28 protein-coding genes are annotated in these 24,721 nt (G+C 73.6%); 23 read left to right on the top strand and 5 right to left on the bottom strand.

The window, feature by feature from the left end; all coding sequences use genetic code 11:
- Positions 1–15 precede the first annotated feature (15 nt).
- Positions 16–1,215 (top strand): MFS transporter, encoded by a 1,200-nt coding sequence (locus tag FHS34_RS05890; protein WP_184961866.1) that lies wholly within the window; start codon positions 16–18, stop codon positions 1,213–1,215.
- On the opposite strand, the gene FHS34_RS44040 is transcribed toward FHS34_RS05890, so the two are convergent.
- A complete protein-coding gene (locus FHS34_RS44040; protein WP_372478584.1) occupies positions 1,182–1,529 on the bottom strand; it encodes a CAP domain-containing protein in 348 nt (115 codons plus the stop codon). The two genes, FHS34_RS05890 and FHS34_RS44040, sit on opposite strands and share 34 nt — an antisense overlap.
- Positions 1,530–1,548: 19 nt before the next feature.
- Between FHS34_RS44040 and FHS34_RS44035 the strand changes: the two genes are divergently transcribed.
- From FHS34_RS44035 to pqqB, 7 genes are all read left to right on the top strand, one after another.
- Positions 1,549–1,722 (top strand): hypothetical protein, encoded by a 174-nt coding sequence (locus FHS34_RS44035; RefSeq protein WP_372478583.1) that lies wholly within the window; start codon positions 1,549–1,551, stop codon positions 1,720–1,722.
- 752 nt (positions 1,723–2,474) lie between these two features.
- Positions 2,475–2,729, top strand: coding sequence for a hypothetical protein (locus FHS34_RS42260; protein WP_225817538.1), 255 nt, complete (start codon positions 2,475–2,477; stop codon positions 2,727–2,729).
- 133 nt (positions 2,730–2,862) lie between these two features.
- The gene (locus FHS34_RS05875) at positions 2,863–4,368 is read left to right on the top strand and encodes a purine-cytosine permease family protein (protein ID WP_184961862.1); all 1,506 of its coding nucleotides are present in this window, start codon (positions 2,863–2,865) and stop codon (positions 4,366–4,368) included.
- Positions 4,365–4,958, top strand: coding sequence for an isochorismatase family protein (locus FHS34_RS05870; protein ID WP_184961860.1), 594 nt, complete (start codon positions 4,365–4,367; stop codon positions 4,956–4,958). Before FHS34_RS05875 ends, FHS34_RS05870 begins: the two co-directional genes overlap by 4 nt.
- Positions 4,959–5,142: 184 nt before the next feature.
- Positions 5,143–5,541, top strand: a complete 399-nt coding sequence (locus FHS34_RS05865) for an SseB family protein (RefSeq protein WP_184961858.1) — start codon at positions 5,143–5,145, stop codon at positions 5,539–5,541.
- A gap of 66 nt (positions 5,542–5,607) precedes the next feature.
- Positions 5,608–6,720, top strand: coding sequence for a hypothetical protein (locus FHS34_RS05860; protein WP_184961856.1), 1,113 nt, complete (start codon positions 5,608–5,610; stop codon positions 6,718–6,720).
- 69 nt (positions 6,721–6,789) lie between these two features.
- A complete protein-coding gene (gene pqqB / locus FHS34_RS05855; RefSeq protein WP_184961854.1) occupies positions 6,790–7,743 on the top strand; it encodes a pyrroloquinoline quinone biosynthesis protein PqqB in 954 nt (317 codons plus the stop codon).
- On the opposite strand, the gene FHS34_RS05850 is transcribed toward pqqB, so the two are convergent.
- The 4 genes from FHS34_RS05850 to FHS34_RS05835 form a co-directional block, all read right to left on the bottom strand.
- Positions 7,740–8,138, bottom strand: coding sequence for a MarR family winged helix-turn-helix transcriptional regulator (locus FHS34_RS05850; protein WP_184961852.1), 399 nt, complete (start codon positions 8,136–8,138; stop codon positions 7,740–7,742). The two genes, pqqB and FHS34_RS05850, sit on opposite strands and share 4 nt — an antisense overlap.
- Before the next feature lie 73 nt (positions 8,139–8,211).
- Positions 8,212–8,562, bottom strand: coding sequence for a VOC family protein (locus FHS34_RS05845; protein WP_184961850.1), 351 nt, complete (start codon positions 8,560–8,562; stop codon positions 8,212–8,214).
- Positions 8,563–8,669: 107 nt separating this feature from the next.
- Entirely contained in the window at positions 8,670–10,970 is a 2,301-nt protein-coding gene (locus tag FHS34_RS05840; protein ID WP_184961848.1) for an ABC transporter permease, read from the bottom strand.
- On the bottom strand, positions 10,967–11,674 hold the full coding sequence (locus FHS34_RS05835; protein ID WP_184961846.1) for an ABC transporter ATP-binding protein: 708 nt from the start codon (positions 11,672–11,674) through the stop codon (positions 10,967–10,969). The genes FHS34_RS05840 and FHS34_RS05835 overlap by 4 nt, the downstream gene beginning before the upstream one ends.
- A gap of 140 nt (positions 11,675–11,814) precedes the next feature.
- On the opposite strand from FHS34_RS05835, the gene FHS34_RS05830 reads away from it, so the two are divergent.
- From FHS34_RS05830 to FHS34_RS43725, 15 genes are all read left to right on the top strand, one after another.
- Positions 11,815–12,660, top strand: a complete 846-nt coding sequence (locus FHS34_RS05830) for a sensor histidine kinase (protein ID WP_225817537.1) — start codon at positions 11,815–11,817, stop codon at positions 12,658–12,660.
- Positions 12,657–13,340, top strand: coding sequence for a response regulator (locus tag FHS34_RS05825; protein ID WP_184961844.1), 684 nt, complete (start codon positions 12,657–12,659; stop codon positions 13,338–13,340). The genes FHS34_RS05830 and FHS34_RS05825 overlap by 4 nt, the downstream gene beginning before the upstream one ends.
- A 298-nt stretch (positions 13,341–13,638) precedes the next feature.
- Positions 13,639–13,926 (top strand): helix-turn-helix domain-containing protein, encoded by a 288-nt coding sequence (locus FHS34_RS05820; protein ID WP_184961842.1) that lies wholly within the window; start codon positions 13,639–13,641, stop codon positions 13,924–13,926.
- 42 nt (positions 13,927–13,968) lie between these two features.
- The gene (locus tag FHS34_RS05815; RefSeq protein ID WP_184961840.1) at positions 13,969–14,928 is read left to right on the top strand and encodes an SMP-30/gluconolactonase/LRE family protein; all 960 of its coding nucleotides are present in this window, start codon (positions 13,969–13,971) and stop codon (positions 14,926–14,928) included.
- A gap of 67 nt (positions 14,929–14,995) precedes the next feature.
- Entirely contained in the window at positions 14,996–15,457 is a 462-nt protein-coding gene (gene crcB / locus FHS34_RS05810) for a fluoride efflux transporter CrcB (RefSeq protein WP_184961838.1), read from the top strand.
- A complete protein-coding gene (locus FHS34_RS05805; RefSeq protein ID WP_184961836.1) occupies positions 15,454–15,834 on the top strand; it encodes a DUF190 domain-containing protein in 381 nt (126 codons plus the stop codon). The genes crcB (FHS34_RS05810) and FHS34_RS05805 overlap by 4 nt, the downstream gene beginning before the upstream one ends.
- Positions 15,831–16,205, top strand: a complete 375-nt coding sequence (gene crcB / locus FHS34_RS05800) for a fluoride efflux transporter CrcB (RefSeq protein WP_184961834.1) — start codon at positions 15,831–15,833, stop codon at positions 16,203–16,205. The genes FHS34_RS05805 and crcB (FHS34_RS05800) overlap by 4 nt, the downstream gene beginning before the upstream one ends.
- 75 nt (positions 16,206–16,280) lie before the next feature.
- On the top strand, positions 16,281–17,117 hold the full coding sequence (locus tag FHS34_RS05795; RefSeq protein WP_184961832.1) for an undecaprenyl-diphosphate phosphatase: 837 nt from the start codon (positions 16,281–16,283) through the stop codon (positions 17,115–17,117).
- A gap of 114 nt (positions 17,118–17,231) precedes the next feature.
- On the top strand, positions 17,232–17,963 hold the full coding sequence (locus FHS34_RS05790) for a FadR/GntR family transcriptional regulator (protein WP_184961830.1): 732 nt from the start codon (positions 17,232–17,234) through the stop codon (positions 17,961–17,963).
- Entirely contained in the window at positions 17,960–18,115 is a 156-nt protein-coding gene (locus FHS34_RS05785; protein WP_184961828.1) for a hypothetical protein, read from the top strand. The genes FHS34_RS05790 and FHS34_RS05785 overlap by 4 nt, the downstream gene beginning before the upstream one ends.
- 41 nt (positions 18,116–18,156) lie before the next feature.
- Positions 18,157–19,173 (top strand): asparaginase, encoded by a 1,017-nt coding sequence (locus FHS34_RS05780; RefSeq protein ID WP_184961826.1) that lies wholly within the window; start codon positions 18,157–18,159, stop codon positions 19,171–19,173.
- Between the two features lie 116 nt (positions 19,174–19,289).
- Complete coding sequence (aspA, locus tag FHS34_RS05775; protein WP_184961824.1) at positions 19,290–20,699, top strand: aspartate ammonia-lyase; 1,410 nt, start codon at positions 19,290–19,292, stop codon at positions 20,697–20,699.
- 50 nt (positions 20,700–20,749) lie between these two features.
- A complete protein-coding gene (locus FHS34_RS05770) occupies positions 20,750–21,688 on the top strand; it encodes a glutaminase (RefSeq protein ID WP_184961821.1) in 939 nt (312 codons plus the stop codon).
- A 160-nt stretch (positions 21,689–21,848) separates the two neighbouring features.
- A complete protein-coding gene (gene mptB, locus FHS34_RS05765) occupies positions 21,849–23,240 on the top strand; it encodes a polyprenol phosphomannose-dependent alpha 1,6 mannosyltransferase MptB (protein ID WP_184961820.1) in 1,392 nt (463 codons plus the stop codon).
- A gap of 14 nt (positions 23,241–23,254) precedes the next feature.
- Positions 23,255–24,718, top strand: coding sequence for a glycosyltransferase 87 family protein (locus tag FHS34_RS43725; protein ID WP_308288300.1), 1,464 nt, complete (start codon positions 23,255–23,257; stop codon positions 24,716–24,718).
- The last annotated feature ends 3 nt before the right edge of the window (positions 24,719–24,721 follow it).

Here is a 24,721-nt window from a genome sequence, read left to right as displayed (position 1 = left end):
CCGGAGCATGGCCGGGTGCGAAGAAGAGCATCCATCATCCTGCTGTCCGTCGGGCACGCCTGCGTCGACGTCTACCAGGGGTGCGTGGCGTCCCTGATCCCGTTCCTCGTCGCCGAGCGCGCCTACGGCTACGCGGCGGCCTCGGGCGTCGTCCTGGCCGCCTCCCTGCTGTCCTCGGTGGCGCAGCCGCTGTTCGGCGCGCTCACCGACCGCCGGCCGGTCCCCTGGCTGCTGCCGGCCAGTACGCTCCTGGCCGGCCTGGGCATCGCGCTGTGCGGCAGCGGCGACTCGTACGCGCTGACCCTGGTGTGCGTGGCGGGGTCCGGCGCCGGTGTGGCCGCGTACCACCCCGAGTCCGCCCGCGTCGCGCGGCTGGCGGGCGGGGGCGGGCACACCGCCATGAGCTGGTTCTCCCTGGGCGGCAACGTCGGTTTCGCCCTGGCCCCGCTCCTGGTCGCGGCCGTCGTGGGTACCGGCGGACTGCGCTGGACCCCGTTGCTGATGCTGCCGGCGCTCGTCGGTGCGGCGCTGACCCTGAGCGTGCTGCGCGCACCGGGGCAGCGACAGCGCCTGCTGGACCCGGCACCGGCGGCCGGCCCCGACGACCGGGCGTCCTTCCTGAGGCTGTCGCTGGCCGTGGTGTGCCGCTCGGTCGTGTTCACCGGCCTGAGCAGCTTTCTGTCCCTGTACGCGGCGCAGCGCCTGGGCGGCGGCGTGGCGGCCGGTACGGCCGCGCTGTTCGTGCTCTATCTGGGCGGCGCGGCCGGCTCCGTGCTGGGCGGCCGGCTGGCCGGGCGCCGGGACCGGGTCACGGTGTGCCGCTGGTCGTACCTGCTGGCGGCCGTGGCGGTCGCGGGCGTCGTGTTCGTCCCGGGCCCCGCCCTGTACCTGTGCGTGGCCCTGGCGTCCGCGGGCCTCTACGTCCCGTTCTCCCTCCAGGTGACGCTCGGCCAGGACTACCTGCCCTCACGGGTCGGCACGGCCGGCGGCGTCACCCTGGGGCTGACCGTCAGCGTCGGCGGCCTGGTGAGCCCCCTCATCGGCCGGGTCGCGGACGCGACGTCCCTGCGGACCGCCCTCGCCCCGCTGATCCTGATGCCGGTACTGAGCTGGCTGTTCTTCCGTACCCTGCCCGAGCCCCCGGGCCCCGGCCGGCGGGCGGACCCGCCGGCCGCCGGTGGTCAGCGGGCCGTGCCGAAGTCCTGGGTCCAGTAACTGTTCGGCTGCGCGAGACCGACGCCGATCTCCTTGAACCCGCAGTTGAGGATGTTGGCCCGGTGGCCCGGGCTGGCCATCCAGCCCGCCATGACCTGCTCCGCCGTGCCGTAGCCGTAGGCGACGTTCTCGCCGTAGCTGCTCCAGGTGTAACCGGCGCGCGTGATGCGGTCGCCCGGGTTCGACCCGTCCGATCCGGTGTGCGACATGTTCTGGTGGGCGGCCATGTCGGCGCTGTGGGCCTGCGCCGCCTTGGTGAGCGTCGAGTTCAGGGTCAGGGGCCGGCAACCGGCCTTGCCCCGTTCGGCGTTCACGAGCCGCAGGATCTCCGCGGTGACCCCGGACGCCGTGGTGCTGGGCTTCGGGGTGCTCGGCGCGGCGGAGGCCGCGGGCGCGGGGGCGGCCGGGGCGGTGGTGGCACTCGGGGCACTCGGGGCACTCGGGGTGCTCGGGGCGGCGTTCCCCTGGGGCCGGTGGGCCGGGACCTTCTTCCTGGCACTCGGATGAGCCGTGGTCCGGGGCTCGGCCGGTGCGGTGGTCCGCGGTGCGGCCGGCTGCGGCACGCCGGTCTCCGGCGCGGCGGTCCCCGGTGCGACAGCCTCCAAGCCGTTGCGGTGGTGATGCCAGGGAATGTGCTGCCACTGCGTCCCGGGTGCGCTCGGCGCGGTGGCCTGTGCCTGGCCTTCCGTGCCGTTCGGCCATTCGGAACAGGCCAGGGCGACAGACGGCACGCCCACGGCGCCCATGGCGGCGGCGGCAATGACTATCCGCCGGTAGTGCTTGGTTTTGCGGTGCTGGCCCATACGTCAACCTCGCTCGGTGATCGCGGAGCACTCATTCTCAGGACGGCCTCACAAGGAGCGCAAAGAGCGCGTCTACTACCGCGCTTCGTATGCTCTCGCGGCCCTTGTCAGGCGCATCGAGAGATGCAGACTTCGCGACCGCGATGTTTGCGCAACGCTGTCGGGCCGTCAGGAACGCGCACTCGGCGACCGATACGGCGAGGTGCCGATCGGCCGGTCCGCCGACATGCGAACGGCGATTCAGGCCTATGGCAAGCCGGACAAATCCCATATGTCGAGGATGGGACACCTACTAGGGAGCATGGTTAGTAGTCGACAGGACTGTGAGGGATGTCACCCCGCGGTGGGTTCCCGCCTCGGCGGGATTCCGGTCCTCGCGCCGGGTGGTGAGTTTCCCGGCGCACGGGTACTCGGGGGCATCGGAACAGCCGGGGGAGCGCGTGTGAAGAGGACCCCATGAGCGAGAACACCCCGTCCCAGGCCGAAGGCGAGCGGGAGGCGGACGCCCGCGACGAGAAGCAGCCGGAGCGCACCACCCCGTCCCAGGCGGAGGGAGCCGACCCCGCCGACGACACCACGGACGAGGACCCGGACCCCGGCCACCGTGCCGCGCCACGGGAACGGCAGGCGCGGCACGGTGGCCGGCCCGGTCTCTCCCTGCATCTGTGGGAAGAGCCGAAGACCCCGATCCACGAGGAGTTCGACCGCTGAGACGTCGGCCCCGTGCAGGCGAACGGCCCGGGAACCGCGCCGCTCCCGAGCCGCCTTGACGCTCCCCGGCCCCCGACCTAGCGTGAGCGGACAGTCCGGTCAGGTCCGGACAGGCAGGGCGGGTGGCTCGGCGATGACGTCTGCGCAGGACCCCCTCGACGGCGCGGCCACGAGCCGGGCCCTCCGGGTGGAGACCCACGGTCTCGACGTGATCGCGGACGCGGAGCGCCGGGGCACCCCGCGCACCCTGTTCTGGCCCTGGTTCGGGGCCAACGTCTCGGTCCTGGGCCTCAGTTACGGCGCCTTCGCGTTCGGCTTCGGCATCTCCTTCCCGCAGGCCCTCGCCGCCGGCACGCTGGGCATCGTCGCCTCGTTCCTGCTGTGCGGCTTCATCGCGGTCGCCGGGAAGCGGGGATCGGCACCCACCATGGTGCTCAGCCGGGCCGCGTACGGTGTGCGCGGCAACCGGCTGCCGTCCGCCGTCTCCTGGGTGCTCACCGTCGGCTGGGAGACCGTCCTCACGGCGCTCGCCACGATGGCCACCGCGACGGTCTTCCGCCGTCTGGGCTGGGGCGGCGGCACCAGGACCGAAGTCCTCGGGCTCCTGGTGGTGGCCGCGCTGACCGTGGTCGGCGGGGTCATGGGCTTCGACCTGATCATGCGGCTGCAGACCTGGATCACCCTGGTCACGGGGGTTCTCACGATCGTCTACATCGCCCTCGTCGCCGACCGCATCGAGTGGAGCCGGGTCGACGCCGTCCCGGCGGGTTCGGCGCAGGAGTTCATCGGCGCGCTGGTGTTCATGATGACCGGATTCGGCCTCGGCTGGGTCAACGCCGCCGCCGACTACTCCCGCTATCTGCCCCGCGGTTCCTCCAGCCGGGGAGTGATCGGCTGGACCGCCTTCGGTGCCTCCCTCGCCCCGCTGGTCCTGCTGGTCTTCGGCCTGCTGCTGGCCGGTTCCTCCGAGGACCTGAGCAAGGCCGTCGCGGCCGACCCGATCGGCGCGCTGACCACGATCCTGCCGACCTGGTTCCTGGTCCCGTTCGCCGTCGTCGCCGTCCTCGGCCTGGTCGGCGGTGCCGTCCTCGACATCTACTCCTCCGGCCTGGCCCTGCTCTCGGCCGGCCTGCGGGTGCCCCGCTACCTGGCCGCGCTCTTCGACGGCGTACTGATGACCGCCGGCGCGGTCTACATCGTGTTCTTCGCCGACGACTTCCTCGGCCAGTTCATGGGCTTCCTCACCACGCTCGGCGTGCCCATCGCGGCCTGGGCCGGCGTCATGCTCGCCGACCTGGCCCTGCGCCGCCGCGACTACGACGAGACCGACCTGTACCGCCCGCACGGCCGCTACGGCGACGTCCCGTTCCTCCCGCTGTGCCTCACCCTCGCCGCCACGGCCGTCGGGTGGGGACTGGTCACCAACTCCGCCGCGAGCTGGCTGACCTGGCAGGGCTATCTGCTGGAGCCGTTCGGCCTCGGCGGCAGGACCGGTGCCTGGGCGTACGCCAACCTGGGCGTCCTCGCCGCCCTGGCGCTCGCCTTCCTCGGCACGCTGCTGCTGGGCCGTGGCCGGGTGCGCGACCAGGAGGACCGGACGCCGGGCCCGGCACGCCAGGAGGAGGCGCGGCACGCATGAGCGCCGGACATCTGGCTGTCATCGACATGCAGCGGGTCTTCGCCGACCCGGCGAGCCCCTGGGCCGCACCCCGGTACGCCGACGCGGCGGCGGGCGTGCGCGGCCTGCTCCCGGCCTTCGCCGGCCGGGTCACCTTCACCCGCTTCCTGGCCCCCGGGCGGCCGGCCGGCGCCTGGCGTGCCTACTACGACCGGTGGCCCTTCGCCCGCCTGCCTCCGGACGCCGCGCTCTGGGAGCTGACCGACGGGTTCGCGGACCTGGCGGACCACGTCCTGGACACCACCACCTTCGGCAAGTGGACCCCGGAACTCGCCTCCCGCGTCGGCCCGGGCGGCCGTCTCGTGCTGGCCGGCGTCAGCACCGAGTGCTGTGTGCTGTCCACCGCCCTGGCCGCCGCGGACGCCGGCGTCGAGGTGCTGGTCGTCGCGGACGCCTGTGCCGGTGCCGACGACGACTCCCACCTCAAAGCCCTGCAGATCATGGAGCTGTACCGGCCGCTGGTCCGCGTCACCACCCTTTCCGACCTGCTCACGGAGCCGGAACCGCAGCCGGAACCGGAACCGCAGCCGGAACCGCAGCCGGAGCCGTGACCGCCGCCAGGGCCGGCGTCCCGCCCCGATCGGCGTCCCTGCTCCGGCCGCCCACGGCCTCGCCACCGGACCTCCCGGTGATCTGCACGCATGCCCCGGACCCCACCGGGTACGCGAGCCGAGCACGCCCGGGCGGCAGTACGCCGGGGCGGCCCGAACGACCACCGCAACCTGGGGATCAGTCATGGAGACACCCGCACACGACGACCTGCCGACGCCGGCCCAGCAGGCGCTGGACGCGCTGGCCGTGAACGCCGAGGACCAGAGGGCCCTGGACACCCTCGCCCACAGTGACGTGCTCGTCCCGGTGCCGGACGACGCGGTGGACGGAGAGGGCGCCGACGCCACGACGGTGGCCCTGCCGGTCCTGGAGCAGCCCGGAGGCGACTCGGTCGTCCCGGTCTTCACCACGGAGGGTGAGATGGCCGAGCTGCTGCCGTTCATCTCGCGCTACCGCCTGATCCCGCTCGGCGCACTCGCCGCGCAATGGCCCGACGAGAACCTCTCCCTCGCCATCGACGGCAGCTCCGCCCACTCGCTGACCCTGACCTCGCAAGGCGTCCGCACCCTGCTGGCCCGCTGACCCCACGGCACCCCCGCCTGCCCGCGAAACCGATCACTCCCTGCCCCCGGGCCACAGAATGAGCCCATGGCATACATCGCGGGCGCGGCCGGGCTGCTCGTCCTGGGGCTGGTCCTCGGCAGCATCCTGCGCACCCTCGTGGTCCCCCGGGGCCTCTACTCCGCGCTGGTGTTCCGCCTCTGGTGGCTGCTGCGCCGGGCGCTCCGGCTCACCGCCCCACGCGGCGGCTACGAGGCCATCGACCGCGCCCAGACCTGGCTCGCGCCGCTGATGCTGATCGGCATGCTCACCAGCTGGCTCGGCGGAGCCCTGCTCGGCTTCGGGCTCCTGCTGTACGCGCTCTCCCCGCTGTCCTGGGCCACCGCGTTCCGCGAAGCCGGCTCCAGCCTGTTCACTCTAGGTTTCGCCAGCGGCGCCCGGCTGAAGCTGTCGGTGCTCGACTTCATGGCCGCCGCCACCGGACCGGTCCTGATCGCCCTGCAGATCGCCTACCTGCCCACCCTCTACGCCGCCTACAACCGCCGCGAGCTGGAGGTCACCCTGCTCCAGGCCCGGGCCGGCGAGCCCGCCTGGGGGCCGGAGATCCTGGCCCGGCAGTGGCTGGTGGACACCGAGACCGCGCTGCCCGAGCTGTACCGGGCCTGGGAGCGCCTCGCCTCGGACATGGGCGAGAGCCACTCCACCTACCCCATCCTGCTGACCTTCCGCGCCCCGCGCCCCTACCGCAGCTGGCTGGTCGGACTGATCGCCGTGATGGACGCGGCGGCCCTGCAGCTCGCCCTGCTCCCCCGGCTCGCGCCGCCCGAGGCCCGGCTGGTGCTGCGCGCCGGGTTCACCGCGCTGCGGGACATCGCCCGGGCCCTGCGCATCCCCTTCGACGCCGACCCGTCGCCCGAGGCTCCCGTCCGGCTCACCTTCGCCGAGTTCGAGGCTGCGGTGGACATGCTGGGGAGCGCCGGATTCCGGACCGGGCGCACCGCGGCGGAGGCCTGGCCGCACTTCCGGGGCTGGCGGGTCAACTACGAGGCGATCGCCTACGAGCTGTGCCGCCGCTGCGACGCCGTGCCCGCCCTGTGGACCGGGCCCCGTGACTTCCCGGCCGACCCCGTCCCGCCGCGCCGCCCGGTGGACCGGCGGCCCGACGAAGGACGACCGGAACTGCCCCCCGCCCCCGGGTAGTCACCGGCGCCCGGAAGGGAAGATCCCAGCGGAGGACACGTCCGGGCGCATGCGAAGGGACCGATGGTCGTGAGGGTCGTCCTGCTGGGCACCGCCGCCGGGGGCGGCTTCCCGCAGTGGAACTGCGCCTGTGCGCTGTGCGCCGCAGCCCGGGACGGCAAGCTGCCCTCCCGGACCCAGGAGTGTGCGGCCGTCACGGGCAACGGCCGCGACTGGTGGCTGCTGAACGCCTCTCCCGACCTGCGTGCCCAGCTCGCCGCCACCCCGGCTCTGTGGCCCGGCCCCGGTCCCCGGGACAGCCCGCTGCGCGGAGTGCTGCTCACCGACGCCGAGGCCGACCACGTGAGCGGTCTGGCCGCGCTGCGCGGAGCGGCCGGCCTGAAGGTGTACGCGGCGCCGCCGGTGCGTGCCGTCCTCGGCCCGGCCCGCGCCGCGCTGGACCGCTACGCGCCCTGGGAGTGGGCGGACAGTCTGGCCGACGGGGGCTTCGTGCTGGCCGGGGGACTCGTCGTGACCGCTCATCCGATGGGCGCGAGGATCCCGAAGTACGTGCCGGCGCAGGCGCCCGTGCCCGCGGGGCCATGGGTGACGGCCTACCGCGTCGAGGACCTGGCCAGCGGGGGAGTGCTGGTGTACGCGCCCTGCGTCGGAGTCTGGAGCCCGGTCCTGGACGAGCTGTGCGCCGGGGCCGACTGCGTGCTGCTGGACGGCACGTTCTTCGCGGCCGACGAGATGGGGACGGTGGGGCGCTCCGGCGCCGGGCAGGCCGCCCTCGGGCATCTGCCGGTCACCGGTCCGGACGGCACCCTGGCCGCGCTGGCCCGCCATCCGGGTCCGCGCCGGATCTACACCCACCTCAACAACACCAACCCGCTGCTCGACCCCGCCTCACCCGCACGCGCGCACGTGTCCGAGCACGGCGCCGAGATCCTGCCGGACGGGTCCGAGCTGCTGCTCCAGGTGTGCCGACCGGACAGGACACCGACACGGCCGGCGCGCCGCGACCCGGGCGAAACCCCCTAGTCCTCCCGCTCGGCCAGCATGCGCCGGAGCACCGCGCGCTGCAGCGGCAGCACCTCGGCGTGCAGCGTGCGGCCCTTGGGGGTGAGCGCGACCCAGACGCCGCGGCGGTCCTCCGCGCACACCGAGCGCTCCACCAGGCCGTCCTTCTCCAGCCGGCCGATCAGCCGGGACAGTGCGCTCTGGCTGAGGTGGACCCGGCCGACCAGGTTCTGCACCCGGCACTGCTCGCCCTGCTCGGGCCGTTCCGCCGTCAGGATGTCCAGCACCTCGAAGTCGCTGGCGCCCAGGCCGTGCGGGTGCAGGGCGCGGTCTATCTCGCACATCGTGCGCGCGTGCACCGCGAGGATGTCCCGCCAGCGCTCCTCGAGCCGGGTTTCGGCCGTTGTGACTGCCATACCCGCACCGTAGCACCGATCCGGCCAATCGTTGAGTGTGCAACTAGTTTGTGGTGCGGGCGGGCGCCCGCCCTCAGGCGGAAGCGTCCTGCAGCAGCCCCACGAGGTTGCCGTCGGCGTCCTTCACGGAGGCGATCAGCCGGCCGCCGCCCACGTCCTGCGCGTCCTGGAGCAGCTCCGCGCCCGCCTCCACCAGCGCCGCCAGACGCTGCCGCAGGTCCGTCACGTGCCAGTACGGCACCGGACCGGTCATGCCCTTGGCGTGCCCGTTCGGGTCCAGGCCCACATCCTGTCCGGCGGCCTTGTAGCCGACGTAGTAGGGCTGGTCCGCGTACGGTTCGACACCCAGCAGCGCGCCGAACACGGCCTTGGCGCGGTCCAGGTCCTTGACCGGGTAGATGATCGTCTGCAGGCCGGCGGTCATGCGACTCACTCCTTCGAGATACGTGCCCGACGGGTTCCTCGTCGGTGCTCTCACGCTAGGGCCGGGGAGCCCGCGGCGGCTTCTCCGATCCTGACCGGTTGCCGCCGTCACTCGTTGTGCAGCACCTCGGCGACGGTGAGGCGGGCGGCGCGGCGGGCCGGGACCAGCGCGCCCAGGACGGCGATCAGCACGCCCGCGAGCGCCAGGACGCTCAGCAGGGGGACGTGCCAGACGTCCATCATGTACCGGGGCAGGGTGATGTCGACCCCGGCCGCCATGCGCGGTACCACCACCTTGTGCGCGACGATGCCCAGCGGGATGCCGATCAGGGACCCCAGCGCGCCGAGCACGGCCATCGACGTCACCGTCATCACCGTCACCTGGCGCGGGGTCATGCCGATGGACTTGAGCATGCCGAGGTCGCGGCGCCGGTCGTGGGTGTTGAGGACGGCCGTGTTGAACACGCCCAGGGAGGCGACCAGGGACAGCATCAGGGTGAGCCCGGTCGCCGATCCGACGATGGTGCCGGTGACGCTGTTCGAGCCGCTCAGCTGGACGGACAGCCCCGGATCGGCGGCCCGGACGGCGCGGGCGTACGCCGACTGGTCCGCGCCCTCGCGCAGCTTGACGTGGTAGGCGATGGGCTCGGCGCGCGGCATGAGCGCGGTGACCGTCGGCCAGGAGCCGATGACCAGCCGGTCGTCGGTGTCCATGGTCTCGCCGACCACGGTCACCTCCTCCTCGCGGCCGTCCTTCCGCAGCCGCAGCCGGTCCCCGAGATGTACCCCGTTGCGGCGCAGGAACGGCGTCCCGACCACGACCTCCCCGGTCTCCCGCATCCAGCGGCCCTTCACCAGCGCGCTGTCCAGGGACCGGCCACCGCGCCGGCCCTCGAACATGACCGCCTGGGTGCTGCCGACGAGGAGCGCCTCGTCGTCCGAGCGCGCCGTCACATGGGTCGCCCCCGGCAACCTGCCCAGCAGAGCGTGGAGTTCACGGTCGCCGTGCACCGGCTCCCTGCCGTCCCGGTGGTCGCCCACGTAGACCGTGACGTCGTAGGAACGCTCACCGTTGCCGTAGCTGTTCAGCGTCGCCGCCAGGCCGGTCGCGAACGTCACCGTCGTCACGCCCAGCACCACGGCGGCCAGCGTGAGCGCGCTGCGTGCGGGACGGGCGAACGGAAGGCCCGCGCCGAGGCTGACCGACCGGGGCAGCCGGGCGCTCGCCAGGCGCCGCTGGATGCCGAGCGCACGTCCGTGGCGGGGCGCGCTGCCCGCGCTGATGGCCCGCGCCGCCGGCAGCCGCCGCGCCCGCACCGAAGGGCCGAGCGCGGCGAGCACACAGACCAGGGGCATGCCGAGCAGTGCGAGCAGGTTCACCCAGGGCGCGATCCCCAGGCTGCCGTGCAGCACCCCCGAGGCCGGCCCGGTGAACGCGAACCGCAGGAACGGCTCGGCCAGCAGGTTTCCGGCGTACGTGCCGAGCGCGCAGCCCAGGACGGCCGGCACGCTGATCATCGTCAGGTAGACGCCCAGCACCTGCCCGGGGGTGAAACCGAGCGCCTTGAGGATGCCGATGTGCCGGAATCCGGACACCACCGCCCCGCTGACCACGTTGGCGACGATCAGTACCGCCACCAGGATGCCGAGGACACCGAACGCCATCAGATAGGGCGCGTAGGCACGCGCGTTGCTCCCGATCCGGTGCTTCAGCGCCAGGTACGTCCGCGAAGCGGTGAGCGCACCCCGCGGCAGCCCGCCGGTCACCTCGGCCAGTTCCGCCCGCAGCCCCTCCTCCGTCGCCGCGGCGCGGAACCGGAACAGCATCTGAGTGGCCGTCGGGTGCAGCGCGCCGATCTGTGCCGGGGCCACCCACGCGTCCGCCGTGTGGCTCAGGTCGAAGGCGAACCCGACGATCGTGAGCGTCGGCCCCTTCGGTACGCGGAACTTCTTGCCGAGGTCGTCGGCGGTCCAGTCGGACTGCCGGTTCAGGACCACCTCGCCCGGCCGGACGGCCCACCGCCCCGCCCACAGGTCGACCCGGTCCACCGTCCCGCCCGGACCGGCACGGCCCACCACCGTGATCTCGCCCCCGAGGCCGAAGTCCGCCGCGCCGCGCGGAATGTCCACCGCGGCCTGCGCGAACGGACCGGCCGCCGCCTCCACCCCCGATGCCCGCGCCGCACGTGACAGCCGGCCGTCCGACACCCTGTCCCGCGCGAACGCGGCGACCACGTGCGGTCCGTGCTGCGCGCCGAACGCGCGGTCGAAGGGCGCCGACGCGGCGTCCACCAGACCCAGCGCCACCACGAGCGCCCCCGTCGACACCAGCGTGACCAGCCAGATCATCAGCGTCTGCAGCCGCCTGCGGCGCACGGCCGCCCGCGCGGCCTTCCACACCGCCCTCATACCGACGGCTCCAGGGTGTGCTCGCCGGTCACCCGGCCGTCCGCCAGCTCCACCAGACGGCTCGCGCAGCGCTGCGCGAGGCGCTCGTCATGCGTGACGACGACCAGGGTCTGACCGATCTGGTTCAGGTCGATCAGCAGGTCCATCACCTGCTCCCCGGCGCGGCTGTCCAGTGCGCCGGTCGGCTCGTCGGCCAGCAGCAGCGCCGGCCGGTTCATCAACGCCCGTGCCACGGCCACCCGTTGCCGCTCACCGCCGCTGAGTACCGCCGGATAGGCGTTGCGCCGGCCCGCGATGCCCAGTTCCTCGAACAGCTCCAGCGCGCGCCGCCGGGCCTGGCGGGCCGCAGTCCCCGTCAACTGGGCGGCGAGCGCCACGTTGTCCAGGGCCGACAGGTCGTCGACGAGGTTGAAGAACTGGAAGATCATGCCGATCCGGCGCCGCCGGAACAGGGCGAGCCCCTTCTCGCTCAACTCGCCGACGTTCTCCCCGTGCACGACGACCGTGCCGGCCGACGGCCGGTCGAGGCCTGCGATCATGTTGAGCAACGTGGACTTGCCGCATCCCGAGGGACCCATCACCGCGACCGCCTCCCCGGCCCGGATCTCCAAAGACACCCCGTCGAGCGCCGCCGTCTCGCCGTACTCCTTGCGCAACCCGTCGAGCCGTACGACGGGGTCGGCCGTTCTCACCTCTGTGACCATGACCAGGACGCTAGACGCGGGACCACGGCCCCGGCATCCACCTGCGGACGGCACTCCGCCGCCCCACTCATCCTCCGGATGCAGACGACTGAATCCCCAGGTCGATGCGGATGTCAGTGCCGTCTGCGAGCATGAACGGCATGGGGGAGCACGACATGCTGACGGCGGCGCTCGCGATGGCGTGCGCGGCCGTCCTGGGGCTGACCGTGGCGCTGGTGCGCACCCGGCGCCGCTGGCTGACGGCGGTGGGGGAGCGCGGCTGGCTGCTGGAGCGGGAGCGGGAGAGCGCCGCCGAGGCCGCGATCGCGGCCGAACGGGACCGGATCGCCCATGAGTTGCACGACATCGTCAGCCACAGCGTCAGCCTGATGGTCGTCCAGGCGAGCGCCGCCCGCGAGGTGCTCGGCACCATGCCGGACGAAGCCGCGACGGCGCTCAGCGCCGTCGAGGACGCGGGGCGGGGCGCCATGACCGACCTCCGGCATCTGCTCGGACTGCTGGCGCCCGCGCAGGACGGCACCGACGGCGCCCTGGAGCCGGCCGCCGAGGCGGCCCGCACGCCCCTGGCTCCGCAGCCCGGCCTCGACCGGCTCGGCCCGCTGGTGGACCGGATATCGTTCGCCGGCCTGCCCGTCGAGGTCCGTGTCTCGGGTGAGCCGCGCCCGCTGCCGCAGGGCGTCGACGTGACCGCCTACCGCATCGTCCAGGAGGCCCTGACCAACGCGCTCCGGCACGGCGACGGCGGCAAGGCCGAGGTGACCGTGCGCTACGCCGACCACGCCCTGCGCGTGGAGATACTGAACTCCGGCCCCAGCGTTCTCACCGGCACCGCACCGGCCGCCCCGAGACCGCAGGGCCACGGAACCGGCCGCGGTCTGCTCGGCCTGCGCGAACGGGTCGCCCTGTACGGCGGCGACCTCGACGCCCGGCGCAGACTCGGCGGCGGGTTCCGCGTCCGCGCCCGCATCCCCCTGGACCGCCCGTGACCCCGGCCGCGCCCGAGCGGGCGCCGCGCGTTCTGATCGCCGACGACCAGACGCTGATCCGGACCGGCTTCCGGCTGATCCTCACCGCCCGGGGCATCGAGGTGGCGGGTGAGGCCGCCGACGGCGCCGAGGCCGTCGCCGCGGCCCGTGAACTGAGGCCGGACGTCGTCCTCATGGACATCCGGATGCCCGTCATGGACGGCCTGGAGGCGACCCGGCACATCCTGGCCCGGACGCCCGGCTCCCGGGTGCTCATGCTGACCACCTTCGACCTGGACCGGTATGTGTACACGGCCCTGTCGATCGGGGCCAGCGGCTTCCTGCTGAAGGACGTCACCCCCGAGCACCTGGCGGCGGCGGTGCGTCTCGTCGGCACCGGCGACGCCCTGCTGGCGCCGCAGATCACCCGCCGCCTGGTCGAGCGGTACGCGGCCGAGGCCGAGCGGCCGGCCGAGGCCGTACCCGCCGACCTGGCCGCGCTCACCCCGCGCGAGCGGGAGGTGCTGACGCTGATGGGCCGTGGCCTGTCCAATGCCGAACTGGCCGCCGAGCTGACCCTGAGCGAGGCCACGGTGAAGTCCCACGTGGCCCGCGTCTTCGCCAAGCTGGGTCTGCGCGACCGCGCCCAGGCGGTGGTCGTCGCCTATGAGACGGGACTGGTGAGCCCGAGGGGGAGGTGAGCGCGCCCCGGGGGCGGCGTCCCGGCACGAGCGCTCGCGGGCCGGCCGCCCGGCGGGGGCGGCCCTCGGACATGACGACGAGGCGCTCTCCTCCATGACGTGGTTCGGCCATCGCCGAGCCGCCCGCGACGGGCCCGGCGGCCGGGCCCCCGCCGAGTTCCCGGGGCGGTGGGACGCCCTCGTGGTCGCACGGCCGTTCGGTACCGGACAACGGACGCCGAGTCCCGGACGCGACGGCGTCGCCGGCCCCACAGTGGGAACACTGCGTACGAGGAGGCCGGAAGCGGGAGGCGGACGGATGACGGTAACTCCCTCGGGCCGGATGCGGCGGACCATCCTGGAATGGCTCAAGGACCCGGCGGTCCACTTCCCGGCCCCGCCCCGCCGCGACCTCGCCGCGACCGGCGTCACCGCGCGGGCCGTCGCCGCCAAGCTGGGCGTACCCCGCCGGACCGCCGCCGCCCACCTGGACTTCCTCACCCGCCTCGGTGTCCTGCGCACCCGCCGGTTCCGCTGCCGCACCCACTACCTCCGCGACGAGATCCGCATCGCCGAGGTGGCCAGGATGTTCGAGAAGGGATGGTGACGGGCAGGACGACCGACGGTGACAGAGAGAAGGGGACCGCACATGGACCGACCCGCGGAGCTCGTGCCGCTGCACTACGTCTCCCTGGGCGGCCACGGCCCCGAGGACGTCGTCCCCGATCCGTACGGGCGCGTGCTGACCGGAGTGGCGGACGGGCGCATCCTGCGCGTCCACCACCCCGGCGATCCCGACTCGGCCCGCGTGGAGGTGCTGGCCGAGACCGGCGGCCGCCCCCTGGGGCTCGAACTCCTCCCGGACGGAGACCTGCTGGTGTGCGACGCCGACCGCGGACTGCTGCGGGTGAGCACCGGCGACGGCACCGTCCGCGTCCTCGCGGACTCGGCGGCGGGGGAGCCGCTCCGCTTCTGCAGCAACGCCGTCGCCCTGGCCGACGGCAGCGTCTACGCCACCGTCTCCAGCCGCCGCTACTCCCTCGACCGGTGGATCGGCGACATCGTCGAACACACCGGCACCGGACGCCTCCTGCGGCTCGCACCCGAGGGAGGGGAACCCGAAGTCCTCCTGGACGGACTGCAGTTCGCCAACGGACTGGCCGCGAGCGCCGACGGCTCCTTCCTGGTGATCGCCGAGACCGGCGCCTGCCGCCTCACCCGCTACCGGCTCACCGGCCCCCGTGCCGGCCACGCCGAACCCTTCGCCGACCTCCCCGGGATGCCGGACAACCTCTGGCGCGAAGGCCCCGACGGCCCGCTCTGGGTCGCCCTGGCCAGCCCCCGGGTACCGGCCCTGCACCTGCTGCACCGCACTCCGCCGGCCGTCCGCCGCGCCGCCGCCCGCGCCGCCGTGCGCGCGCCGTACCGCCCGAGCGGGACCACCGGCGTCCTCGCCCTCGACGACCAGGGCCGCACCGTCCACCACCTCACCCGCCGCCGGTCCGGGTTCCGCATGGTCACCAGCGTCGGCGCGGTCGGTGACCACCTGGTGCTCGGCAGTGCCTGGGAGCCCGGTGTGGCGGTCTGCGCACGGCCCGCCGCCCCCTGACCCGGCGGTACGCTGGTGCCGGCCGTGATCACCCGTCGGGGCAGGGCCGAACAGGAGACGCACCGGCATGACAGCCCCCGAAACCCGGACGCGCGGCGTCCCGCCCGCGCCGCACCGGCGCGGCGAGTGGCGTGCGCAGGCGCCCGTGGTCGCGGTCGTGGCCGTCGGCGGCGCGCTCGGTGCCGTGGCCCGCTACGCGCTCACGCTCGCCTGGCCCACACCCCCCGGGGGCTTCCCCTGGGCGACCTTCTGGACCAACGTCTCCGGCTGTGCCGCCATGGGCGTGCTCATGGTGCTCATCACCGAGGTGTGGGCCGCCCACCGCCTCCTGCGGCCCTTCCTCGGCACCGGCGTCCTCGGCGGCTTCACCACGTTCTCCACCTACGCGGTCGACATCCGTGGACTGGTCGACGCCGGCCGCCCCGGCCTGGGGCTCGCCTACCTGGCCGCGACGCTGTGCGCGGCCCTCGCCGCGGTGTGGCTGGCCTCGGCCGCCGCCCGCCGGGTCCTCACCGGGAGACAGCGATGACGTCACTCACCGGCCGCGCCCTGCGGCTGACCGTATACGTCGGCGAGAACGACACCTGGCACCACAAACCCCTCTACTCCGAGATCGTGCACCGCGCGCATGCCGCCGGACTCGCCGGGGCCAGTGTCTTCCGGGGCATCGAGGGCTTCGGTGCCACCTCCTGCGTCCACACCTGCCGCCTGCTGTCGCTGAGCGAGGACCTGCCGGCCATGGTGGTCGCCGTGGACGCCGAGGAGCGGATCCGGGCGTTCCTGCCGCTGCTCGACGAAGTGATCGGCGAGGCGCTGGTGACCCTGGAGAACTGCGAGATCGTCCGGTACGGGGGGCGGACCGCCGGCCCGGACGGAACGGAACCGGAAGGTAAGAAGTCGTTGTGAACTGGCTCCTTGTGGTCGCGGGGGCCGTGATCGGCGCACCCCTGCGCTATCTGACCGACCGCGCCGTGCAGGCCCGTCACGACTCGGTCTTCCCGTGGGGCACCTATGTCGTGAACGTCTCCGGCTGTCTGGTCCTCGGGCTGCTCACCGGCGCCGTCTCCGCCGGGGCGGCCGGGCCCCAGCTGCGGCTTCTGCTGGGGACCGGGCTGTGCGGTGCCCTCACGACGTACTCGACCTTCTCCTACGAGACCCTGCGGCTGTCCGAGGCCGGCTCCGGCATCTACGCTGCCGTGAACGTCGTGGCCAGTGTGGCCGCAGGACTCGCGGCGGCGTTCGCCGGCGCCTGGTTCGCCGGCGTCCTGTGGGCCTAGGCGCTTGTCGCCCGGCCGGGCATAGTGAGTACTGTCTACAGCACTGTCGACCAATCCTCCTCAGAACTGGATCCCATGAGTGCCATCTCCGTCGGTCAGGCCGTCGTCCTCGGAGTAGTCGAGGGGGTGACCGAGTTCCTCCCCGTGTCCTCCACCGGCCACCTCAAGATCGCCGAAGGGCTCATGGACATCCCCGTCGACGACAAGTCCGTCGTCGGGTTCTCCGCCGTCATCCAGGTCGGCGCGATCGCCGCCGTGCTCGTGTACTTCTTCAAGGACATCAAGCGGATCGTCACCGCCTGGTTCCGCGGTCTGGGCAACCGGGAGGAGCGCTACCACCACGACTACAAGTTCGCCTGGTGGGTGATCGCCGCCACCATTCCGATCGTGGTCGTGGGCCTGGCGGCCAAGCCGCTGATCGACGGCCCGCTGGCCTCGCTGTGGGTCGTCGCCGGTTCGCTGATCATCGGCTCCGGGGTGATGTGGGCCGCGGACCAGATGGGCCGGCACAAGCGGGGTGAGGACGACACGTCCTTCAAGGACGCGATGTGGGTCGGCTGCTCGCAGATCCTCGCCCTGCTCTTCCCCGGCTTCTCGCGCTCCGGCGCCACCATGTCCACCGCGCTCATCCTGGACCTGGACCGTGTGGCCGCCACCCGCCTGTCCTTCTTCCTCGGCATTCCGGCCCTGACCGGCGCGGGCCTGTACGAGCTGAAGGACGCCCTCGGCGCGGGCGTCGGCGCCGCCCCGCTGGCCGTCGGCACCGTCGTGTCGTTCGTGGTCGCCTACGCCTCCATCGCCTGGCTGCTGAAGTTCGTCGCCAAGCACTCCTTCAACGCCTTTGTGATCTACCGGATCGTCGTCGGCGGGCTCCTGCTCGGCCTGCTCGCCACCGGCACGCTCAACGGCTGAGCGAACGCCGCTGATCACCCACGGGGTGCGGATGCCCGTACGCGGGCGCCGCACCCCGTGCCTGTCTCTCCCCGTCCTTGACAGTTCCTGCCCGCACCCCGCAGGATCGCACCCGTGAACCTGTCAGACAGCCAGACAGGTGGTCTCGTGCCCCGGCGCGTCAGCGCCATGGAAGCGGTGCTCGACCACCTCCGCGACGCCATCGAGCGCGGCCGGTACGCCATAGGTGACAAGCTGCCCTCCGAGGCCGAGCTCTGCCGCACCCTCGAGGTGTCCCGCCCCGTGCTGCGCGAGGCACTGCGGGCCCTGCAGACGATGGGCCTCACGGTCTCCCGGACCGGCAAGGGCACCTTCGTCATCGCGAACACCGTCGAGGACCCCACCTTCGGCGACTACGCGGCCAGCGACCTGCTGGAGGTGCGCCGTCACATCGAGATCCCGGTCGCCGGCTACGCGGCCCTGCGCCGCACCCCGGAGAACCTGGACCACCTGGCCCACCTGCTCGACCGCATGGAGCGGGAGACGGACACCACCGCCTGGGTCGCGATGGACACGCTCTTCCACCTCGCCGTGGCCGAGGCCGCCCAGAACCCGGTCTTCCGCCGGGTCATCGAGGAGATCCGGGACGCGCTGGCGCGTCAGTCGGCCTTCCTCAACAAGCTGGGCGGACGCCGCGAGCAGTCCAACCGGGAGCACCGGGCGATCGTCGAGGCCTTGGCCGACGGTTCCGAGCACGACGCGGTGGAGGCGATGAGCCACCACCTGGACCGCGTCGAGACGACCCTCACCGACATCGTGCGTCCCCAGCGGACGGACTCCCCGCCGGAAGGCGGGCCCGAGGCGTGAGCGAGCAGCAGCCCGGGTGCGCCGACGGCGGCGCCGCACGCGCCGCACGCACCACCGTGCTCCGTACGCCGCCGGCCGTCGCGGCACCGGTCGCGGGCCGGTACGCCACCCGCGCCCGCATGACCCGAACCTCCACCGGCGCCGACGCGTGACCCGCGTTCCGGCCGACCCCGACCCCATGATGCAGGCAGTGATGCACAGCAGTTCTCCCGCCGACGCACCCGTCGTCCGCGAGCCCCTCCACGCCCCCGTCGCCCACCTCGTCCGCGGCGGCGTCGTCGAGGGCATCCACTACGGCTCCGTCGTCGTCCTCGGCCCCGACGGCCAGGTGCGGTTCCAGCTCGGCGACATCGAGGCGGCCTTCTATCCGCGTTCCGCCCTCAAGCCCGTCCAGGCCGTGGCCATGCTGCGGGCCGGGCTGCCCCTCGACGGCGCGCTGCTGTCGCTGGCCGCCGCGAGCCACTCCGGCGAGGAGCGCCACCTCGACGGCGCCCGGCGCATCCTCGAACTCGCCGGCCTCACCGAGGACGACCTGCGCAACGTGCCCGACATGCCGTACGACCCGGCCGTCCGGGACACCTGGATCCGCGAGGGCCGGCCGCCGTCCCGCCTCGCCCAGAACTGCTCCGGCAAGCACGCGGCCATGCTGTGGACCGCCCGGCTCAACGGCTGGTCGCTGGACGACTACCTCGACCCGAAGCACCCGCTTCAGCAGGCCGTCGCCGAGAGCGTCGAGGACCTGACCGGCCAGCGCGCCGCCCGGGTGACGGTGGACGGCTGCGGCGCCCCGCTGTTCTCCATATCCCTGCACGGCCTGGCCCGCGCCCTCGCCCGGATCACCTCCGCCGAGCCGGGCACTCCCGAGGCCCGGGTCGCCGACGCCATGCGCGACCACGCCGAGCTGGCCTCCGGCGCCGGCCGGGACGTCGCCGCGCTCATGCGGGCCGTGCCGGGGCTGCTCGCCAAGGACGGCTTCGAGGGCGTCCAGGTGGCCGCGCTGCCCGACGGCACGGCCGTCGCCGTGAAGATCGCCGACGGGGCGAACCGGGCGCGGATCCCGGTCGCGGCGGCCGCGCTCGCACGCGCGGGCGTGGACCCCGGGCTGCTGACCGGGTTCGCGGGGGAGCCGCTGCTGGGCGGTGGAGAGCCGGTGGGGTGTCTGCGGCCCGTGCGTGCGCTGGACCCCTTGCCGCTGACGGCCTGCGCGTAGCCCTTCGCCCCAAGACGAATCGTTTCTGCGGGCCGGCCGTGGCCGGCCGCACAATTCCCCGCGCCCCTTCTCGGGGCGCCATCACCTCTGTGACTCAGAAAGAGGACCACATCCTCATGACCGCGCCCTCCCGCAGCGAACACGACTTGCTGGGCGACCGCGACGTGCCCGCCGACGCGTACTGGGGCATCCACACCCTTCGCGCGACGGAGAACTTCCCCATCACCGGCACCCCGATCTCCGCCCACGGCCACCTGATCGACGCCCTGGCCGCCGTGAAGGAGGCCGCCGCCCTCGCCAACGAGGAGCTGGGTCTGCTGGAGCCGGCCAAGGCCGCCGCGATCGTCGCCGCCTGCCGGGAGATCCGGGCCGGCAAGCTGCACGACCAGTTCGTCGTGGACGTCATCCAGGGCGGCGCCGGCACCTCCACCAACATGAACGCCAACGAGGTCGTGGCGAACCGTGCGCTGGAACTGCTCGGCCACGCCAAGGGGCAGTACGCGCATCTGCACCCGAACGAGGACGTCAACCTGGGTCAGTCGACCAACGACGTCTACCCGACCGCCGTCAAGATAGCGACGGTGTTCGCGGTACATGGACTGCTCAAGGCGATGGCTGTACTGCAGGACAGCTTCGCCCGTAAGGCCGTCGAGTTCCGTGACGTGCTCAAGATGGGCCGTACACAGCTGCAGGACGCGGTGCCGATGACGCTCGGCCAGGAGTTCTCCGCGTTCGCCGTCATGATCGAGGAGGACCGCAGCCGTCTCGCCGAGGCCGTCGAGCTGATCCATGAGATCAACCTCGGTGCCACGGCCATCGGCACCGGCCTCAACGCCCCCGCCGGCTACGCCGAGGCCGCCCGCCGCCACCTGTCCGTCATCACCGGCCTCCCGCTGGTCACGGCCGCCAACCTGGTCGAGGCCACCCAGGACTGCGGTGCCTTCGTCCAGATGTCCGGCGTCCTCAAGCGGATCGCGGTCAAGCTCTCCAAGAGCTGCAACGACCTGCGCCTGCTGTCCTCGGGCCCGCGCGCGGGACTGGGCGAGATCAACCTCCCGGCGGTGCAGGCCGGCTCGTCGATCATGCCCGGCAAGGTCAACCCGGTCATCCCCGAGGTGGTCAACCAGGTCGCCTTCGAGGTGATCGGCAACGACGTCGCCATCACCATGGCCGCCGAGGCGGGACAGCTCCAGCTCAACGCGTTCGAGCCGGTCATCATGCACTCCCTGTCGGAGTCGATCACGCACCTGCGCAGCGCCTGCCTCACGCTGGCCGAGCGCTGTGTGTCCGGCATCACCGCCAACACCGAGCGGCTGCGCGCGACCGTGGAGAACTCCATCGGCCTGGTCACCGCGCTCAACCCGCACATCGGCTACACGGCCGCGACCGACATCGCCAAGGAGGCCCTCGTCACCGGACGCGGTGTCGCCGAACTGGTGCTGGAGAAGGGCCTGCTGCCGGCCGAGCGGCTGGCCGACCTGCTGCGTCCCGAGGTCGTCGCGGGCAGCGCCGCGCCGACCGCCTGACCTGCGACGACGTCACCACGACTACGCTCCGGGAGCGGCCGGGAGGCACAATGGCGATCATGACAACGACGTCGTCCCTCACCTTCCTGCCGGTCCTGGAGCGCATCGCCGAGGAGATCAGCCGCACCCCCGGGCGCGGCCGTCCCGCCGACTACATCCCGGCCCTCGCGGCCTGCGATCCGCGCAGCTTCGGCATGGCGGTCGCCGAGCTGGACGGAACCGTGTACGGGGTGGGGGAGTGGCGGCAGCCGTTCTCCACGCAGTCGATCACCAAGGTCTTCACGCTCGCCCTGGACCTGGCCCGCGAGGGCGACGAACTCTGGGAGCACGTGGGCCGCGAGCCCTCCGGCAACCCGTTCAACTCCCTGGTCCAGCTGGAGTACGAGAACGGCATCCCGCGCAATCCCTTCATCAACGCGGGCGCCCTCGTCGTCACCGACCGGCTGCAGACCCGCACCGGGGACGCGGCCGGCGAACTGCGCTCCTTCCTGCGAGCCGAGAGCGGCAACACCGCCCTCGACTTCGACCGGGAGGTCGCCGCCTCCGAGACCGCCCACGGCGACCGCAACGCGGCCCTCGCGCACTTCATGGCGTCGTACGGCAACATCGACAACGACGTCCCGGCCCTGCTCGACCAGTACTTCCGGCAGTGCTCCATCGCCGCGTCGTGCGCCGACCTGGCCCTGGCCACCGGCTTCCTCGCCCGGCACGGCATCCGCGCCGACGGCAGCCGGCTGCTCACCCGCAGCCAGGCCAAGCAGGTCAACGCGGTCATGCTGACCTGCGGCACGTACGACGCGGCCGGAGACTTCGCCTACCGGGTGGGCCTGCCCGGCAAGAGCGGGGTCGGCGGCGGGATCATCGCGGTCGTACCGGGCCGGTGCACGCTGTGCGTGTGGAGCCCGGGCCTGGACGAACGCGGCAACTCGGTGGCCGGGGTCGCGGCCCTGGACCGGTTCACCACGCTCACCGGTCTCTCCGTGTTCTGACCGGCCGGTCCGGCGGCCGCCCCGCGCGCCGGCCCCGGAACCCGCCCGGACCCTCGGCGATCGTCACTCCGCACACGCCGGTCACGTGCGGGCCGCCCGCAGGAGCGCGGAGCGTCTCCTTCCGGCCACCCGGCGTTGACACGCTGAGCCAGTGTTGGCCATGGCGTTCCCCGCCGATCTCCGCAGCTGCCAGGTTCTGGGCCTGGCCGGTACCGCCTTCCTCGCCCTGGGAGGTGAGACGGCCGGCGCGCTGCCCGTCCGGGACCTCCTGGCGCCCGCCTCGGCGCAGGCGGCGCTCGGCCTGGTCGGCGTGTACTTCGGCGTCGTCCTGCTGACCGCGGCCTGGGCGCTCCTCGGCCGCCTGGTGCGCGGTCCGCGGCCGCCCACCCCGCGCGCACTGCTGCTCGTGCTGGCCGTCTGGGCGGCCCCGCTGCTGCTCGCCCCACCGCTGTTCAGCCGGGACGTGTACAGCTATCTCGCGCAGGGCGCCATGGTCGACGCGCACATGGACGTCTACGCGGGCGGTCCGGACCGGCTCGGCGGCCCGCTCTCCGACGAGGTCGCACCGATGTGGCGGCACACCGGTGCCCCCTACGGTCCCGCCTTCCTCGCCGTGGCCTCCGCCCTGTCCGGGTTCACCCGCGGTGAACTGCCCGCGGGCCTGATCGGCATGCGGCTGGTCGCCCTGCTCGGCGTGGCCCTCATGGCGGTGGCGCTGCCCCGCCTGGCCCGGCTCAGCGGCGCCGACCCGGCCGCGGCGCTGTGGCTGGGCGCCCTCAACCCGCTGGTGCTGCTGCACCTGGTCGCGGGCGCCCACAACGACGCCCTGATGCTCGGCCTGCTCGGGCTAGGCCTGGTCGCGGCCGGCCGGCGGCCCGCCGTCGGCGCCGTACTCGTCACCCTCGCCGCCCTGGTCAAGGCGCCGGCCGCGCTCGGTCTGCTGGCCGTGGTGGCCCTGCGGGTGCGGTCCGGCCGCCCGCCGCTGCCGGCCGTCCTGACCACGACGGCCGCCGCCGTGGCGACCACGGTGGCCGCCACGGCGGCGGCCGGCACGGGCTACGGCTGGATCGGCGCCCTGGACACCCCGGTCTCGCCGCACAACTGGGCGCTGAGCAGTCTGCTCGGCCGGGCCACCGGCGCCCTGCTCACCCGCCTCGACAGCGGCCTGGCCCCGCTGGCCGTCCCGGCCTGGCACCTGTTCGGCCTCGCGGTCACCGCCGTCGCGGTCCTGCTGATATGGGTCCGGCTGCGCCCCCGGCCGGTGTACGCGCTGGGCCTGAGCCTGCTCGCGGTCGCGGTCCTCGGGCCGGCGATCCGGCCCTGGTACGTCCTTTGGGGTCTGTTCCTCATCGCCGCCGCAGCGCCCAGCGCCCCGGTACGGCACCGGGTGGCCGCCCTGGCGGGGGTGCTGGCCCTCGCCGTGCTGCCCAGCGGCGGCCCCGCCGATCTCGAACAGCTGGCGCTCGCGGTCTCCGGCGGTGTGCTCGGCCTGGTCGTCCTGTGGCAGGCCCACCAGGCGGCCCAGGCCCCGGTTCCGGGACGCACGGCATGAGGGGACCGCACGGCATGAGGGGATCGCACGGCGACATGGGCCCGCACGGCACGGCGGACCCGGGGAGAGGGCCGGGGCTGCCCGGGCGGCCGGCGGCGCCGGGACCGCGCACGGACCGGGGCCGGCTGCTCCTCGCCCTGCTCCTGGCGGCCGCGGTGACCGTGTTCACGGCCACCGTGCCGCTGCTGCGCGGCTTCTTCGACCTGCGGGTGTACTACGGCGCCGTGCACACCTGGGCGCACCACGGCGGCAGGATCTACGACTACCGGGTGCCGGGCACCTCGTACGGCTTCACGTATCCGCCGTTCGCCGCCGTCGCCATGCTGCCGCTGGCCCCGCTCGGCCGGACCACCGCGATCGTGGTGTCCCTGCTGGTGAACCTGGCCGCGCTCGCGGCGATCCTGCGGATCCTGGCGGGGCCGGACTGGCGGCGCCACGGCTGGTACCGGTGGGCGCTGTGCCTGTGCGTGCTCGCCCTGTTCGAGCCGCTGCGGGACACCGTCAGCTTCGGCCAGGTGAACCTGGTGCTGCTCGGCCTCGTCCTCGGCGACTGCCTGCTGCTGTCCATCGGGCGGGGCCGCTGGGCGGGCGCCGGGATCGGCCTCGCCGCCGCGGTGAAGCTCACGCCCGCCCTGTTCATCGGCCTGCTGCTGCTCGCCGGGCGCCGACGGGCGGCCGGCACGGCCACGGCGGTCGCCGCGGCCGCGACCGCGCTGGCGGCCTGGGCGGACCCCGCGGCCTCCCGCTTCTACTGGACCGAGGCGCTGTGGGACACCGGCCGGGTGGGCCGCCTCGACTACGTCTCCAACCAGTCGCTGCAGGGGATCCTGGCCCGGCTCGGCGAGACCGGCCGCCCGCTGTGGGCGACGGCGGTCCTGCTGACCCTGTGCGTGTGGGCCTGGCGCGGCCGCCGGGCGGTCGAGGCCGGGGACTGGATGGCGGCCTTCGCGCTGACCGGTGCGGCGGCCTGTCTGGTCAGCCCGATCACCTGGGTGCACCATCTGGTGTGGCTGCTGCCGTCCTTCGCGGCGCTGCTGCGCGCCGGGCGCCTGCGGACCGCGGCCGCCCTCTACGCGGTGCTGTGCACCAGTGTGGTGTGGCTGTGGGTCGACGACGCCTCCGGCCTCGACGGGTTCCTCGGCGGCAACATCTACACATGGATCTCGCTGGGCCTGCTGCTCCGCCTCCCGACGGGTCAGACCCGGGTCGCCCGGTTGCCCTTGGCCCGCAGTGCCAGGGCCACCGCTCCCGCGCCGAGCCCGGAGAGCCCCGCGACGACCGCGGTGCCGGACCAGCCCGAGTCGTCGTCGGGCGCCGGCGCCCCGGCCGCTGCCACCGGTGCGGCGGACGCGTCGGTGCGGGAGGGCGGGCGCAGTCCGTCGAGGGAGCCGACCGGGTCCACCTGTCCGTCCGCCGCGAAGCCCCAGTCGAGCAGCGCGCGGGCCTCCTCGTACACGGTCAATCCGCCCTCGGCCTGAGGG

Source organism: Streptomyces echinatus (assembly GCF_014203595.1).
Classification (GTDB): Bacteria; Actinomycetota; Actinomycetes; order Streptomycetales; family Streptomycetaceae; genus Streptomyces; species Streptomyces echinatus.
The sequence above is the reverse complement of the archived record's forward strand: the minus strand, read 5'-3'. Positions and strand labels throughout refer to the sequence as shown.